This window comes from Thiorhodococcus fuscus, assembly GCF_042682685.1.
GTDB classification, from domain to species: Bacteria; Pseudomonadota; Gammaproteobacteria; order Chromatiales; family Chromatiaceae; genus Imhoffiella; species Imhoffiella fuscus.
In genome coordinates, this window is record NZ_JBHUHX010000001.1 from 108,890 (window position 1) to 124,190 (window position 15,301).

The following is a 15,301-nucleotide window of genomic DNA, read 5'->3' on the forward strand; positions in this document are numbered from 1 at the left end:
TCTTCACATCCGCGGGTGCTGCGCTCGCGGCCTGCGGTGTATTCTTTCGATGACTGCCGTTTTACCCGACGCCTCCCAGTTTCCCACCGAGGCGGATCTCGACGCTTGTCTGATCCGCGACCGGCATGGCGTGCAGGCACGGCTGCGCGGTCTGCGCAAGCGTCAGCGTGCCGGACAGCCCTGCGATCAGGGCCTGGACAAGCTGTGGCAGGATATCCGTCGTTCCCAGGCGCTCCTGGAGCAGCGGCGCACCTCGGTGCCCGAGATCCTGTATCCGCCCGAGCTTCCGGTCAGCGAGCGCCGCGAGGAGGTGGCCAAGCTGATCGCGCGCAATCAGGTGGTCGTGCTGTGCGGCGAGACCGGCTCGGGCAAATCCACCCAGCTGCCCAAGATCTGTCTCGAACTCGGGCGCGGGATCGCCGGGCGCATCGGCCATACCCAGCCGCGGCGTATCGCCGCGCGCACCCTGGCCGGACGGGTGGCGCAGGAACTGGGCGCCGAGACCGGCGGTCTGGTCGGCTACAAGGTGCGCTTCCACGACCGGGTGCGCCCGGAGACGGCGATCAAGCTGATGACCGACGGCATGCTGCTCGCCGAGATCCAGCAGGACCGCTTCCTCACTGAATACGATACCCTCATCATCGACGAGGCCCACGAGCGCAGTCTCAACATCGACTTCCTGCTCGGCTATCTGCGCGGCATCCTGCCCAGGCGGCCGGATCTCAAGATCATCGTCACCTCGGCGACCATCGATCCCGAGCGCTTCGCCAAGCATTTCGCGGACGGGCAGGGCAATCCGGCGCCCATCGTCGAGATCTCGGGCCGGACCTATCCGGTCGAGGTGCGCTACCGCCCGCCCGAGGAGGAGAGCGCGGCCGAGCGCGACGACGCCATGCAGCTGGCGATCTCGGACGCGGTGAAGGAGCTGGCGCAGAGCGGCCCGGGCGACGTGCTGGTGTTTCTCTCGGGCGAGCGCGAGATCCGCGAGACCGCCGAGACACTGCGCAAGCACCATCCGCCCTCGACGGAGGTCCTGCCCTTGTTCGCCCGTCAGGGGCCGCAGGAGCAGGCGCGCATCTTCCACTCGCACAGCACCCGGCGCGTGGTGCTCGCCACGAACGTGGCCGAGACCTCGCTCACCGTGCCCGGCATCCACTATGTGATCGATCCGGGCTTCGCCCGCATCAGCCGCTACAGCCATCGCACCAAGGTCCAGCGGCTGCCGGTGGAGCGTGTCTCCCAGGCCAGCGCCGACCAGCGCAAGGGGCGCTGCGGTCGCGTCGCCTCGGGCATCTGCATCCGGCTCTACAGCGAGGACAACTTCCAGTCCCGCGCCGAGTTCACCGAGCCCGAGATCGCCCGCACCAACCTGGCCTCGGTCATCCTGCAGATGAAGTTGCTGGGGTTCGGGGCCATCGAGCGCTTCCCCTTCGTGGATCCGCCCGACTCGCGCTTGGTGTCGGACGGCTACCGCACGCTCGAGGAGCTGGGGGCGATCGACGACAAGGGCGATCTGACCCAGCTGGGCAGTCAGCTGGCGCGGCTACCGGTCGATCCCCGGATCGGACGCATGCTGCTGGCTGCCACCGAGCATCGCTGTCTGGAGGAGGTGCTGGTCATCGCCGCCGCGCTCAGCGTCCAGGACCCGCGCGAGCGTCCGCTCGACAAGCAGCAGGCGGCCGATGAGATCCATGCCACCTTCGCCCACGAGGACTCGGACTTCCTCACCTTCCTCAATCTCTGGCGCTTCATCGAGAAGGAACGCAAGGCGCTCTCGCGCAACAAGTTCATCAAGCTGTGCCAGCGGCACTTCCTGTCCTGGAACCGGGTGCAGGAATGGCGCGACATCCACGCCCAGCTGCGCGAGCAGATGTTGGAGATGGGTTTTCAGCTTTCAGCGGCCAGCCACCAGCCTCCAGCTCAGGAGCTGCAGCCTCAGGCTGGAGGCAGGAAGCTGGAGGCTGATAGCTCCGAAAAGATCCATCGCGCCCTGCTGGCGGGTTTGCTCGGCAACATCGGCTTCCGCGAGGCCGAGCGCGAATTCCAGGGGGCGCGCAACAGTCGCTTCTTAGTCCATCCCAGTTCGGCACTCTTCGCCAAGCCGCCCAAGTGGGTCATGGTCGCGGAGCGGGTCGAGACGACGCGCCAGTACGGGCGCATCGCCGCCAAGATCCAGCCGACCTGGGTGGAGGAGGCCGGGCGGCACCTGGTCCAGCGCAGCTATTCGGAGCCGCACTGGCAGGCTAAGTCGGGGCAGGTCGCGGCCTTCGAGAAGGTGATGCTCTACGGCGTCACCCTGGTGCCCAAGCGGCGTGTCAACTACGGTCCAATCAATCCGGCGGAGTCGCGCGAGATCTTTCTGCGCTTCGGTCTGGCCGAGGGCGACTTCGATACCCGCGCGCCCTTCTGGCGGCACAACCTCGACCTCATCGAGTACGTTCATCATCTGGAGGCCAAGTCGCGACGGCGCGACATCCTGGTCGACGAGGAATCCATCTATGCCTTCTATGCCGAGCGGATCCCGAGCGGCATCTATTCCAAGCCGCTGTTCGAGCAGTGGCTGAAGAAGGCGTCGAGGAAGGATCCCAAGATTCTGCACATGCGCATGTCCGACCTGATGCGCCACGAGGCGGCGGACATCACTCAGCAGACATTTCCCGACAGTCTCCAGGTGGGGGCGACCGCGCTGCCTCTGGAATACCATTTCGACCCGGGCCATGCGGCTGATGGCGTGACCCTGGTGGTCCCGCTGCCGCTGATCAATCAGATCTCGCCCGAGCGCTTGGAGTGGCTGGTGCCGGGGCTGATCGAGGAGCGCATCACCGCCTTGCTGCGCGGTCTGCCCAAGCAGCTGCGCAAGGCGTTCGTGCCCATCCCGGATACGGCCGCCCGGCTGGCGGCTCGGCTTGAGCCCTCTGATCGTCCCCTGATCCAGGCGCTGGGCGAGGCGCTCAAGGCCATGACTGGGGTCCAGGTGCCGGAGGATGTCTGGGATCAGAGCGATATTCCCGAGCATCTGCGGATGAAGATCCGTCTCGTCGACGAGTCCGGGAAGCGGCTCGCCGTCGGGGACGATCCGGTCCGGCTCAAACGTCAGTTCGGCGGTCAGGCCCAGGAGGGTTTCGCCCACATCCCAACCAGCGGACTGGAGCGCGAGGGCATCACCCGTTGGGATTTCGGCGATCTGCCCGAACATGTGGATCTGACCCGCGCCGGTATCCGGTTGCGTGGGTTTCCGGCCTTGGTCGATCGTGGGGATTCTGTGGCGATCCAGGTGCTGGATTCGGCCGAGAGTGCGGCGCTGGTCCAGCGCGATGGGCTCAGACGGCTGTTCATGCTGCATCTTGGTGCGGATCTGCGTCGGTTGCGCAAGGATCTGCCCAATCTCGATCGAATGCGATTGCAGTACGCCAAGGCACCCAAGCCGCCCGTAAGCGCCGTGAGTGCGTCTTCCGGTGGCGGTAAGGAGCCTGATCTGGCCGACGAACTGGTCGCGCTCGCGCTGGATCTGACCTTTGTCGAGGATTTGCCGCCGATTCGGGGGCAGTCCGTCTTCGAGCAGCGATTGGCGGAGCGCAAGTCGCATCTCTTCGGGACGGCCAAGGAGGTTGGCGTCCTGATCGGCGGCATCCTCGCTGGCTATCAGTCCTTGCGCAAGCAGCTTTCAGCGATCACTCAGGTCAACTGGATGCCGTCGGTGATGGATATCCGCGAGCAGCTGGACGCGCTCGTCTTTCGCGGTTTCACGCAGCGGGTGGCTTACAGGCGTCTCAAGGAGTATCCGCGCTATCTCAAGGCGATCGAGCAGCGCATCGAGCGGTTGGGTCATGCCCCTGGTCGGGATCGTCAGTGGATGGCGGAGATGGCCGAGGTCAATACTCGTTGGCGCGAGCGCGACAGGGCGGCCCAGGCGGCTGGACGTCAGGATCCCCGTCTCGACGAGATCCGCTGGTTGCTCGAAGAGTTGCGCGTCTCCTTGTTTGCCCAGCAGCTTGGAACGCCCGTGCCGGTGTCGATCAAGCGCCTTCAGGGGCGATGGCGCGAACTGGGGTTGTGAGAACGCCGATTGACGAACGGGCCTTCTGAGTGGTGACAGGTGTTACTTGTCCATGACTTGAGGGAAACACGTATGGCGCCCCATCTATAATGGACGCCGACCGAGATTCGAATCCTCCATCTGGGGGCCTTGGGCCGGGGACTGTGCCATACAGGCGCGTTTTCGACGCTTTTGCTGTCATCTCCGTGTCTGCGCTGAGGCTGGCTGGCAGCTGGGCGTTTCCTCAGGCGTATCCTTCCCTCAGCTGGACGTCGACGGGCAATTCGGTGCCTATCTGAATATGCAAGCCATCTACGTATTGCTCGTGGCTTTGTTCATCTCGATGCTGTTGGTCCCACCGCTGTCGCGTTTCGCCGGTCGGCTCGGTATGACGGATCAGCCGGGCGATCGGAAGATTCATAGCCGCGCCATTCCTCGAACGGGTGGGATCGCGATCGTCATCGGCGCCTTGACGCCGATTCTTCTGTGGGTGCCGATGCGACCCGATCTGCTCGCCTGGGTGCTGGGGTCGGTTGTGATCTTCGGGTTCGGGATCCTGGACGATCGGTTCAACCTCGACTACCGGCTGAAGTTGCTGGGACAGCTGGTGTCGGCACTCGTCGTGGTGTTGCTCGGTGGGGTGCTGATCGATCGGATCCCCTTCTTGGGGCTTGATCCACTGCCGGGTTGGCTGGGCCTGCCTTTGACCCTGCTCGTGCTGGTCGGGCTGACCAACGCCGTCAACCTCTCCGATGGCCTCGATGGGCTCGCGGGCGGTTTGAGTCTGCTTGCACTGGGGGCGCTCGCAGTTCTTGCCTACGAATGCGAGGATTCGGCGGCGCTCATGGTCTCCTTCGCCATCATGGGTGCGATATTCGGGTTTCTGCGTTTCAACACCAATCCGGCCCAGATCTTCATGGGGGACACCGGGAGTCAGTTTCTCGGGTTCAGCACCGCCGTGATCGCCCTGATTGTGACCCAGCGTCCTGACACGGCGGTCAGCAAGGTGGTTCCGGTGCTGATTCTCGGGCTGCCGATTCTGGATACGCTCTCGGTCATGATTCGCCGCATCGCGGATGGCCGATCGCCCTTTTCGCCAGACCGCTTGCATCTGCACCACCGATTGTTGGGGTTGGGCTGGAATCAGTACCAGGCGGTCGTGAGCATCTATGGCGCTCAGTTGTTTCTCATTCTGTTGGCCTATGTGTTGCGCTTTAGCGCCGACCTGGTGCTCCTGGCCGTTTATGCCGGTTTCTCTGCGGGTCTGCTCTATACCCTCTGCGTCTTGTCGGTGCGCGCATCCCGTTCGGGGCAGGGTCCCGATCGGGTCGATCTGGATGTCGATTCGGATGGACGCCGATCGACGGAGTTGGTCGGCAGGTATGTGGCAATCTGGGCCTCTCGATTTCTCGCTATCGCGGTTTCCTCGACCCTGGTGGCCGGCGCGGTGATCGCACCGGATGTCAGCTCGGATGTGGCGACCCTTTCGGGTCTCCTGCTGGTGTTCCTGATGCTCGGGTTTTGGCTGCCGCCGAGTTGGCGGTTCTGGGGCGAGCGGCTGGCCGCCTATGTGATTGCGGTCGCCGTCGTCTATTTCATGTCGAGCATCTCCGCGATCGAATCCCATAAATCCTGGGCCTTTGCGGCCTTTGGCCTGTTTGGCGGATTGACGGCGATTTGGGTGCGATTTTCCAAGACCGGTTTTCAGGTCAATTCGCTCGATGTCCTCATCCTGGTCGTCGCCGTCGTCGTACCCAATCTGAGTGCACCCTTGTATGAGCGTGTCGGCTGGCTGGCGCTAGGCGCCATCATTCTCTTCTACGCCATCGAGGTGTTGATGTCCGACGCCGAATCGAGGAACGGATTGCTCAGGGCGAGCGTCGTGACCGCCTTGGCGATTCTGACGCTGAAGGGGCTGACGGGTTTGTAGGATCTAGGGGGTGTCAATGCGTCCTGTCTGCCGTCGTCAGTTCTTGCCGCTGAGCCATGCGGACATCAGTTATGATGCCTGGAGCGCCCGTCTTTTATTGGGCCAGGCCCGATTTCGGGCTGCTCCAGCATCTGTGCGGCGTCTCGTTGTGCTGCCCGGCTCTGGATCAATTACTCCATACCTCAATCTACTGAAGGGGGCATCAATGAGTCCTGCTATCTCGAAACGCCTGATCGTTTCGGCGACCGTCGCCGTACTCGTCTCTGGTTGTGCGGCCGATGGTTCTGGTATGACCGAGACTGGCCGGGGCGCTACGATCGGTACGGCAACTGGCGCGGCTGCGGGGGCGCTGATCGGCTCATTGAGCGCCGATGCGGGCAAGGGCGCCTTGATCGGCGCGGTCGGTGGCGCCCTGTTAGGAACGGCCGTGGGCGCCTACATGGATCAGCAGCGGCAGGATTTCGAGCGGGTGCTCGCCCCGGAGATCGCGAGCGGCGTGATCTGGGTCGAGAAGCTGCCCGACGATCAGCTGCTGGTCGGTATGACCGGCGCCACGAGCTTCGAGGTGGATTCGGATCGTATCAAACCGGCCTTCTACAGCACCATGGACAAAATCGCGGGGGTCGTGAACAAGTACGGCAAGACCCAGCTGGCGATCGCGGGGCACACCGACAACACGGGGGCCGCCCAGTACAACATGGACCTCTCGCGACGTCGTGCGGTCTCCGTCGAGAACTATCTGGCGAGCAGCGGGGTCAACCCGGGGCGCATGGAGTCGCGTGGCTATGGAATGACGCGGCCGGTGGCGAGCAACAATACGGAGGAGGGGCGGCGTCTGAATCGCCGCGTCGATATCGTCATCATCCCCATTCGGGCGAGCTGAGTCTCCATTCGATAGGTCGGGCGGACGTCCGCCCGACCTGTTCAGGCATCAATTTGGGGCGTGATCGTCATCCGAGGCGGGGCCGGCGAATTGCTCCGATTCGTACCACATGACGTTGACGATGCCGAATGCGAGCGCCAGAAGGACGCCCAAGATCCACGAGAAGTACCACATCGCGTTTTCCTCTCAATCTGCGGTGATCCCAGGGCTATCGTCCGTCCGGCGGCCCGGCCGCGAAGGCCGGGTTCGCCGCGACGAAGACCCGGTCCGGTTTCAGTAGGCCAGATGGTCCTGCGCCTCGATCTCCTCGACCGTCACGCGACGCCACATCTTGGTGTAGGTCCAGGTGGTGTAGCCGATGATCAGTGGCACGAAGATGACGGCGGCCCAGAACATCACCGTCAGCGTCAGGTGGCTCGACACCGCGTCCCAGACGATCAGGCTGCTATTGGGGTTGGTGCTCGACGGCATGATGAAGGGGAACATGGCGGCCCCCGCAGTCACGATGATCCCGGTCAGGCCGAGGCTGCTGGCGACGAGGCCGAGTCCGGCACGATTCGACATGGAGGCGAGAATCGCGAGCGCCAGTCCACCGAATCCCAGTAGCGGGAAGGCCAGCGTCCAAGGATAGTTGGCGTAGTTGGACAGCCAGGCGCCCGATTCCTGAACGACCTCCTTGGTCAACGGATTGGGCGTGGCGTCGAGCGCGGGCATGGCGACGACGCGGAAGCCGTCGATTCCGAGGCTCAGCCAGACTCCGGCCAATGCGAAGGCCCCGATCGTCACCAGGCCGGCCCTTTTCACTGCGACCTTGGCGCGGCTCGACACGGGGTCGGCGGTGCGCAGTTGTAGCCAGATGGCGCCATGCATGACCAGCATGCCGACGCTGACGACGCCTGCGAGTAGGGCGAAGGGGTTCAGTAGGCCGAAGAAACTGCCGCTGTAGTAGGGGCGCAACATGCCGTCCAGATGGAAGGGTACGCCTTGCAGCAGGTTGCCGAAGGCGATGCCGAACACCAGCGCGGGCACGGCGCCTCCGACGAACAGCCCCCAGTCCCAGGCGTTACGCCAGCGCGGATCGGCGATCTTGCTCCGGTAGTCGAACCCGACCGGCCGAAAGAAGAGCGCGAATAGCGCCAGCAGCATGGCGAAATAGAAGCCCGAGAAGGCCGAGGCATAGACGATCGGCCAGGCTGCGAAGATGGCGCCTCCGGCCGTGATCAGCCAGACCTGATTGCCGTCCCAGTGCGGCCCCACCGTGTTGATGATGACGCGCCGCTCCAGGTCGTTCTTGCCGAGGAATGGGAGCAGTGCGCCCACCCCCATGTCGAGTCCGTCGGTGACGGCGAAGCCGATGAACAGCACGCCGACCAGAACCCACCAGATGAACTTCAGCGTTTCGTAATCGAGGATCATGATCTTTCCTCCTGGGCTTATTCGGCCGGTTTCTGAGGGGCGGTCGCGGGTGGCATGCCTCCGGCGTGGAGATTGCCGCGCTCGTGGTGGTAGCGCCCGGTGTGCAGCGAGCTGGGGCCGAGGCGGGCGAACTTGAACATGAGGAACATCTCGATCACGAAGAGCCCGGTGTAGAAGAGGATGAAGGCCGAGAGGCTGATCATGATGTCGTTTGCGGTGAGGCTCGATGAGGCGATGCTGGTCGGCAGGACCTCGCCGATCGCCCAAGGCTGACGGCCGAACTCGGCGACGAACCAGCCGGTTTCGGCGGCGATCCAGGGTACGGGGATACTGATGAGGAAGAGGCGCAGCAGCCAGCGTTTCTCTTGGATGACGCGTTTGGCGTTGTAGTAGAAGCCGAGCAGGAGCAGAAGCAACATCCAGACACCCGCGCCGACCATGATGCGGAAGGTCCAGAACAGCGGTGCGACCTCGGGAATCGAGTCTTTCACGGCCATTTGGATCTGTTCCTCGGTGGCCTCGGCCGGATTCTCGGTATAGCGCTTCAGCAGCAGTCCATAGCCGAGGTCGTCCTTGTGTTCCTCGAAGAGCCCGCGATTCGCGGCGGTGTCCTCTCCGCCGCGCAGACGTTCGAGATACTGATAGGCGAGCATGCCGCTGCGGATGCGCACCTCATGCTCGCGCATGAGTTCCTTGAGGCCGGTCACCTCGGTATCGAGCGAGCGGGTCGCGATCAGGCCCAGTGCCCAGGGGATCTTGATCGCGTTGCGCGTTTCCTGCTCGTCGTTGCTCGGTTCGCCATAGATCGTGAAGGCGGCGGGGGCCGGTTCGGTCTCCCATTCGGCTTCGATGGCGGCGAGCTTGACCTTCTGCACGTCGCCGACCTCGTAGCCGGATTCGTCGCCGAGCAGGATGACGGAGAAGATCGAGGCGAGGCCGAAGCCGACCGCGACCGAGAATGAGCGCTTGGCGAACGCCAGGTCGCGGCCCTTGAGGATGTACCAGGCGCTGATGCCGAGCACGAACATGGAGGCGGTGACATAGCCGGCAGCGACGGTGTGGACGAATTTCACCTGAGCGACAGGATTGAAGACCAAATCGACGAAGCTGGTCATCTCCATGCGCATGGTTTCATAGCTGAATTCGGAGCCGACCGGGTTTTGCATCCAGCCGTTGGCGATCAGGATCCAGAGTGCCGACAGGTTCGAGCCAAATGCGGTGAGGAAGGTGACGGTCAGATGCTGGCGCTTGGACAGGCGTTCCCAGCCGAGGAAGAAGAGACCGATGAAGGTCGATTCCAAGAAGAAGGCCATCAGGCCCTCGATCGCCAGCGGGGCGCCGAAGACGTCCCCGACATAGTGGCTGTAGTAGGCCCAGTTGGTGCCGAACTGGAACTCCATGGTGAGTCCGGTGGTGACGCCCAGGGCGAAGTTGATGCCGAAGAGCTTGCCCCAGAACTTGGTCATGTCCCGGTAGATCTCGCGTCCGGTCATGACATAGACGCTTTCCATGATCACCAGAATCCAGGAGAGACCCAGTGTCAGGGGAACGAATAGAAAGTGATACATCGCCGTGGCGGCAAATTGCCATCGCGAGAGTTCGATCATGGAACTGTCGAGCATGAGCGATTCTCCTGGAGAACGAAAACCTGATTTGCGGATGATTCAGCTTGAGTGCCGAGGCCCTGCGTTCCGGCTTGCGTGGGCCTGAGGCGGCAATCCGGTTGCCCAGCGCTCGAGTCCAGACTAAAGGAGTCGGGGATCATCAGAAATGACCTACCGCAACACATAGGAACCGGGGTGCCCGAGCGAAACGGAGCGGATCCAACGGATGGCGAATAGGTCGGGATACCTGGGTGTCGAACGGCTGGCGCGGTTCAGGCGTTCAGGCGGAGAGCCAAATGGGGGGTGTGCCCCGCGATCGCAAGTGCTGCGGGGCAAACGGTGATCTGGTCAGTTGTTTGAAACGTTCAGTTGAACATGTTCATGCGCGTGCGGTTGTGCCATCGGTAGGGGGCGACCCGCAGCCAGGGTGGTGGCTGCGTCGCGCGGGTCGGTGAGGCTCGTGGCATGGACCTGGATGCCGCGCTGGGCCATACGCTCGATGAAGCCGCGCCCCGCGCTCTGGGTGATGATGACATCGAGGCCCAGCTCGAATAGTGGATGATCGTTTCCCTGATAATCGTGCATCGACATATTGGGTTGGAGGTCGAGCCGGTCGATTTCGATCGGCTCCGAGCGGCCGTCGGCTTCCAGGATGAGGAATCGCCGGGTCTTGCCCGCGTGGCCGGTGATGGTCCGGAAGTTTTGGCTGGTGACAGCGATGCGCATCGCGTACTCCACGAAATGAAGGATGATGAAATGGGTGCTTCCGTCACATCAGGCGACCGCGCTCTGGACCTTGAGCAGGCCATTGGCCCAGTCCTCCATGGCGGCGTTTGCGATCGGCATGGGCGCCTCCAGGAAGGTGACCATGAAGCCTTGCTCGATCTCGGCCACCCCGATGGAGCGCGGTCGACCGGCGAGCGCCTGCGGACTGGGTAAGGCGATGCCGAAACAGAAGACCACGTTCTTGGCCGCTCGTATCTCATCCCCGACCTGTCCCTCGGGCAGACTCATCGTATGCGCGAGGTGATCGAATTCGGCGATGAAGACTGCGGCCCTGTGTGCCTCGATACAGGCCCTGAAGTAGCCGCAGATGGCGTCCACCGAATCGAAGCTGGTCTCGTTTCGTGAGAATTCCAGTGTGAAGACTGGATATTCTGTGGTTGAGAACGTCTGTTTCATGGCGGGCTCCAACGGCGAGTGCGGTGACAATGGAGTCGCGCGGCAGGAGGATGGCCGGGGCCAGTACAGCAGCAGAGCGATGCGGATGCGGGGCGCTCTGAGGTCCACTCAGGGTCATGATTCCCGCGACGGCCGAGACGAAACGGCCGTGTGCGACGGAAGAGCGACAGATTAAGCGGTCGTATCCGGCCCGGGCATTGAAATCAGTCAAGCCGTCGAGGTGTTTTGTTTCCGGGCCACCAGGGATGCACATTCACCGAGGTGTGCCGGGTCTCGCGGGGCGAGAACCGGCCGCGACCTCAGTCCTCGGCGATGCGTCGCAGGTTGGGGATATCCAGCAGGAAGAGGTTGGGCGTTGTCTCGACCAGCAGGCTCTGGCGCTTGAACTCGGCGATGGTGCGGCTGGTGGTCTCCGTCGTGACCCCGAGCATGGCGCCCATGTCTTCGCGGCTGAAGAGATGGCATTCGCTCGTCTCGCGGTCGCGCACGAGTCGCAGCAGCAGTCGCGCCACGCGTTGGCGCGCCGAGCCGGTGGAGAGTTCGGTCAACCAGGCATCCGCCTCGTTCAGCGCGCGTTGCCAGCGTGCCATGAGTTCGCGGTGCAGCTCCGGGGTTTCCGCCCCCAGATCGCGGACCAGTCGGGCGGGGAAGCGGCAGACCTCGGTCAGCTGCAGTGCGACGGCATCGTGGTGATAGGCGTCGTCCAGGATGGCTTCCAGTCCGAGCACGTCCGTCGGGCGTGCGATGCGCACGATGCGCTGACCGCCGTCGGGCAGGTACTGGACGAGCTTGAGCACGCCGGTACGCACGGTGAACATGTAGTCACCCCGGTCGCCGGCGTGGTAGAGATTGTTGCCGGGCTTGAGGGTGAACTGATCGATGGGATCGTGAATACGCTCGAAGTCCCGTTCCTGCAGGCCGGCGAACAAGACCGATGTGCGCAGGGAACAATTCAGACAATTGGCTTCGCCCGACCAGGCGTCCCGTAAAGTCACACTCTTCGTCATCGGGTTAGGTTGATCCCTTAGGCATGCGCGTCTCGTTACGGCGCGCGCGATCTGCGAATAGTAACCGATTTGCCCCGAGTGGCGTCCGGGCGAATCCTGTCATTGACATATCGCAAGGGCGCGGGGTTGGGCTGAGGTTGCGTCACCCGGTCGCCCTCTCTACTCTCGACCGGATATCGGCTTCAGACCCCTTGCTCCATCGCACGTTCAATTTTCTGGAATTCAGATGTCATTGCTCAGTCTCGACACGATCAGCTTGTCCTACGGTCTTCCTCCGCTCCTGGATGAGGTCTCATTCACCATCGACCGGGGAGAGCGGATCTGTCTGATCGGCCGCAACGGTGCGGGAAAATCCACCCTGCTCAAGATCATTACGGGCGAGGTGCAGGCCGACGGCGGCCAATTGCGGCGCGCTCAGGGGCTGCGGATCGCCACGCTGGCGCAGGAGGTCCCGCGCGGCAAGACGGCGAGCGTCTTCGAGGTGGTGGCCGATGGCTTGGGCGAGCTGGGTTCGGTCGTGCAGCAGTATTTCACGCTGTCGCACGCGCTCGGGACCAATGCCACGGAGGAGCAGTTGGCGCATCTCGCGCGGCTTCAGCATCAGCTCGACGACCAGGGAGGCTGGGAGATCGAGCAGCGTACCGAGCGTGTCATCTCGCGCTTGGGGCTGGATGCCGAGGCCCGATTCGAATCACTCTCCGGAGGTCTTCAGCGTCGCGTTCTGCTGGCGCGCGCCCTGGTCATCGAGCCGGATCTGCTGCTGCTCGACGAGCCGACCAACCATCTGGACATCGAATCCATCGATTGGCTGGAGGAGTTCCTCCTCGGCTTTTCCGGATCGTTGCTGTTCGTGACCCATGACCGCCGGTTCCTGCAGCGCGTCGCCACCCGCATCCTCGAACTCGATCGCGGCCACATCACCGACTGGCCCGGCAATTATGCCAACTATCTGCGGCGTCGCGAGGAGCGGCTGCATGCCGAGGCGCTGGCGGCCGAGCAGTTCGACCGCAAGCTGGCCGAGGAGGAGGTCTGGATCCGTCAGGGCATCAAGGCGCGGCGAACCCGCAACGAGGGGCGTGTCCGCGCACTCAAGTCGATGCGCGACGAGCGTCTTCAGCGGCGCGAATTGCAAGGGACCGCGCGGCTGCGTATGACAGAGGCCGATCGCTCTGGAAAATTGGTCGCCGAGGCCGAGGATGTCGGCTACAGCTGGGGCGAGCGTCCGGTGATTCGGGGCCTCAACACGCTAATTCTGCGCGGTGATAAGATCGGCATCATCGGTCCGAACGGCGCGGGCAAGAGTACGTTGCTCAAGCTGTTGCTCGGGGATCTGGAGCCGCAGCAGGGCCTCATCCGGCGTGGCACCAACCTGCAGGTGGCCTTCTTCGACCAGATGCGCGATCAGCTCGATCTGGAGAAAAGCGTCCAGGACAATGTCGCAGGCGGTAGCGATCAGATCGAGGTTGAGGGCGCCAGCCGGCACGTCCTCTCTTATCTCAAGGATTTCCTCTTCACCCCGGAGCGTGCGCGACAGCCGGTCAAGGCGCTCTCGGGCGGCGAGCGCAATCGGCTGCTGCTGGCCAAGCTCTTCACCCGTCCGGCCAACCTGCTGGTGCTCGACGAGCCGACCAACGATCTCGATGCCGAGACGCTGGAGTTGCTCGAAGAGCTGCTGGTCCAGTTCAATGGCACCCTGCTGCTGGTCAGCCACGACCGCGCGCTCTTGGATAACGTCGTGACCAGCACCCTGGTGTTCGAGGGCGACGGCCTTGTGCGCGACTATATCGGCGGCTACGAGGACTGGCTGCGCCAGCGTCCGGCCCCGAAGCCGGATCTCGAACCCAAGTCGAAGGCGATACCGCCCGTCGAACCGGCCAGCCCCAAACGGACAGCGGATAAGCTCAGCTATAAGGAAACGCGCGAGCTGGCCGAGTTGCCGTCGCGTATCGAATCGCTCGAATCGGAGCAGTCCGACCTGCAGGCGCGCATGGCCGATCCTGCACTCTATCAGGGCGATTCGGGCGAGGTGGTGCGGGTCAAGGAGCGTCTGGCGGAGGTCGAATCGATCCTGGAAGACGCCTATGCGCGCTGGGAGGCGCTGGAGGCGCGGCGTTGAGCGGGTCGGCCGTCTGGCGTTCCTGGGCTGGCGTCTCTGGTCAGCGTGGCGGGTGCTGCATTACCATCGATCCTTCTGCGGGTTGGCTGGTCCCGATAGGCTCGGCACATGTTGGTCGAGGTCTGCGGTCGTTTGTCCTGCATCCCAATCATCGCCTAATGGAGTCCTGATCCTTGAAGTTCTCGGTCGACGAATTCCGCGCCTGGAAGCACAAATGCGTGACCCTGCTCGGCATGTCCGGGGTGGGCAAAACCTACCTGTCGGCGATGCTGCGTCGCAACGACTGGTTCCACTATTCGGGTGACTACCGGATCGGTACCCGCTATCTGGATGAGCCGATCCTCGACCTCATCAAGGCCCAGGCGATGCGCGAGCCTTTCCTGCGCGAATTACTGCGTCGGGACTGGATCGCCATCCGCAACAATATCAAGGTCACCGACCTGGGACCCGTGCTGAGTTTCATCGGCAAGCTCGGCAATCCCGAGCAGGGCGGCCTGCCGCTGGACGAGTTCAACCGGCGCCAGGCGCTCTATCGCGAGGCCGAGATCGCCGCCATGCTCGACCTCCCGGATTTCGTGCGCAAGGCGCAGGACATCTACAGCTATGCCCATTTGGTCAATGACGTGGGCGGCAGTCTGTGCGAGCTCGACGAGCCGCGGGTCATCGAGATGCTCGCCAAGCACAGCTTGATACTCTATATCCGGGTGCCGGAGGTGGACGAGATCAAGCTCATCCAGCGTGCCCAGGCCGACCCGAAGCCGCTTTACTATCGTCCCGAGTTCCTGCAGGTCGCCGTCAAGGATTATCTCGCCCTCAAGTCGCTCGACTATGTCGCCGAGATCGATCCGGACGACTTTACGCGCTGGGTTTTCCCGCGTCTCTTCCATTCGCGGGTGCCTCGATACGAGGCGATCGCGCGTCCGTATGGTTATACGGTGTCGTCCGAGGACGTGGCCCAGGTTCGTGACGAGCAGGACTTCCTGCTCTTGATCGAGTCGGCGATCGCAAAGGCCGAGACGGTCCGGTCCTGACCCTTAGCGCCATCGGCGGTAGCCGATGGCGCCCAATTGTGTGATTTAGAGAACGGTGTTCTCTACATTGAGTGTCCATCGATTGCTTCCCGATCT

Annotated in this window: 11 protein-coding genes; 5 read left to right on the forward strand and 6 right to left on the reverse strand. The window is 63.2% G+C overall.

All coding sequences use genetic code 11. The features are described 5' to 3' along the window. Window positions 1-49: 49 nt before the first annotated feature. The 3 genes from hrpA to ACFSJC_RS00490 all read left to right on the forward strand — a co-directional run bounded on the left by hrpA (window position 50) and on the right by ACFSJC_RS00490 (window position 6,849). Entirely contained in the window at window positions 50-4,057 is a 4,008-nt protein-coding gene (gene hrpA / locus ACFSJC_RS00480; RefSeq protein WP_386021621.1) for an ATP-dependent RNA helicase HrpA, read from the forward strand. Between the two features lie 280 nt (window positions 4,058-4,337). Further along, window positions 4,338-5,966 carry a glycosyltransferase family 4 protein gene (locus tag ACFSJC_RS00485; protein WP_386021624.1) on the forward strand — a complete coding sequence of 543 codons (1,629 nt, stop codon included), beginning with the start codon at window positions 4,338-4,340 and terminating at the stop codon, window positions 5,964-5,966. 205 nt (window positions 5,967-6,171) lie between these two features. Beyond that, complete coding sequence (locus ACFSJC_RS00490) at window positions 6,172-6,849, forward strand: YiaD family glycine zipper/OmpA-like lipoprotein (RefSeq protein WP_386021627.1); 678 nt, start codon at window positions 6,172-6,174, stop codon at window positions 6,847-6,849. A 48-nt stretch (window positions 6,850-6,897) separates the two neighbouring features. On the opposite strand, the gene cydX is transcribed toward ACFSJC_RS00490, so the two are convergent. From cydX to ACFSJC_RS00520, 6 genes are all read right to left on the reverse strand, one after another. Beyond that, window positions 6,898-7,023 carry a cytochrome bd-I oxidase subunit CydX gene (gene cydX, locus ACFSJC_RS00495; RefSeq protein WP_386021629.1) on the reverse strand — a complete coding sequence of 42 codons (126 nt, stop codon included), beginning with the start codon at window positions 7,021-7,023 and terminating at the stop codon, window positions 6,898-6,900. A 99-nt stretch (window positions 7,024-7,122) separates the two neighbouring features. Next, window positions 7,123-8,265: a cytochrome d ubiquinol oxidase subunit II gene (cydB, locus tag ACFSJC_RS00500; protein WP_386021632.1), complete on the reverse strand. Its 1,143-nt coding sequence runs from the start codon at window positions 8,263-8,265 to the stop codon at window positions 7,123-7,125. 17 nt (window positions 8,266-8,282) lie between these two features. Next, window positions 8,283-9,887, reverse strand: coding sequence for a cytochrome ubiquinol oxidase subunit I (locus tag ACFSJC_RS00505; protein ID WP_386021635.1), 1,605 nt, complete (start codon window positions 9,885-9,887; stop codon window positions 8,283-8,285). Between the two features lie 330 nt (window positions 9,888-10,217). Beyond that, entirely contained in the window at window positions 10,218-10,595 is a 378-nt protein-coding gene (locus ACFSJC_RS00510; RefSeq protein ID WP_386021638.1) for a NifB/NifX family molybdenum-iron cluster-binding protein, read from the reverse strand. A 48-nt stretch (window positions 10,596-10,643) separates the two neighbouring features. Continuing rightward, window positions 10,644-11,051 (reverse strand): DUF6858 family protein, encoded by a 408-nt coding sequence (locus tag ACFSJC_RS00515; protein ID WP_386021641.1) that lies wholly within the window; start codon window positions 11,049-11,051, stop codon window positions 10,644-10,646. 299 nt (window positions 11,052-11,350) lie between these two features. Next, window positions 11,351-12,058 carry a Crp/Fnr family transcriptional regulator gene (locus ACFSJC_RS00520; protein WP_386021644.1) on the reverse strand — a complete coding sequence of 236 codons (708 nt, stop codon included), beginning with the start codon at window positions 12,056-12,058 and terminating at the stop codon, window positions 11,351-11,353. A gap of 226 nt (window positions 12,059-12,284) precedes the next feature. Between ACFSJC_RS00520 and ACFSJC_RS00525 the strand changes: the two genes are divergently transcribed. Continuing rightward, complete coding sequence (locus ACFSJC_RS00525) at window positions 12,285-14,174, forward strand: ATP-binding cassette domain-containing protein (RefSeq protein WP_386021647.1); 1,890 nt, start codon at window positions 12,285-12,287, stop codon at window positions 14,172-14,174. A 173-nt stretch (window positions 14,175-14,347) separates the two neighbouring features. After that, a complete protein-coding gene (locus ACFSJC_RS00530; protein WP_386021650.1) occupies window positions 14,348-15,205 on the forward strand; it encodes an ATPase in 858 nt (285 codons plus the stop codon). The last annotated feature ends 96 nt before the right edge of the window (window positions 15,206-15,301 follow it).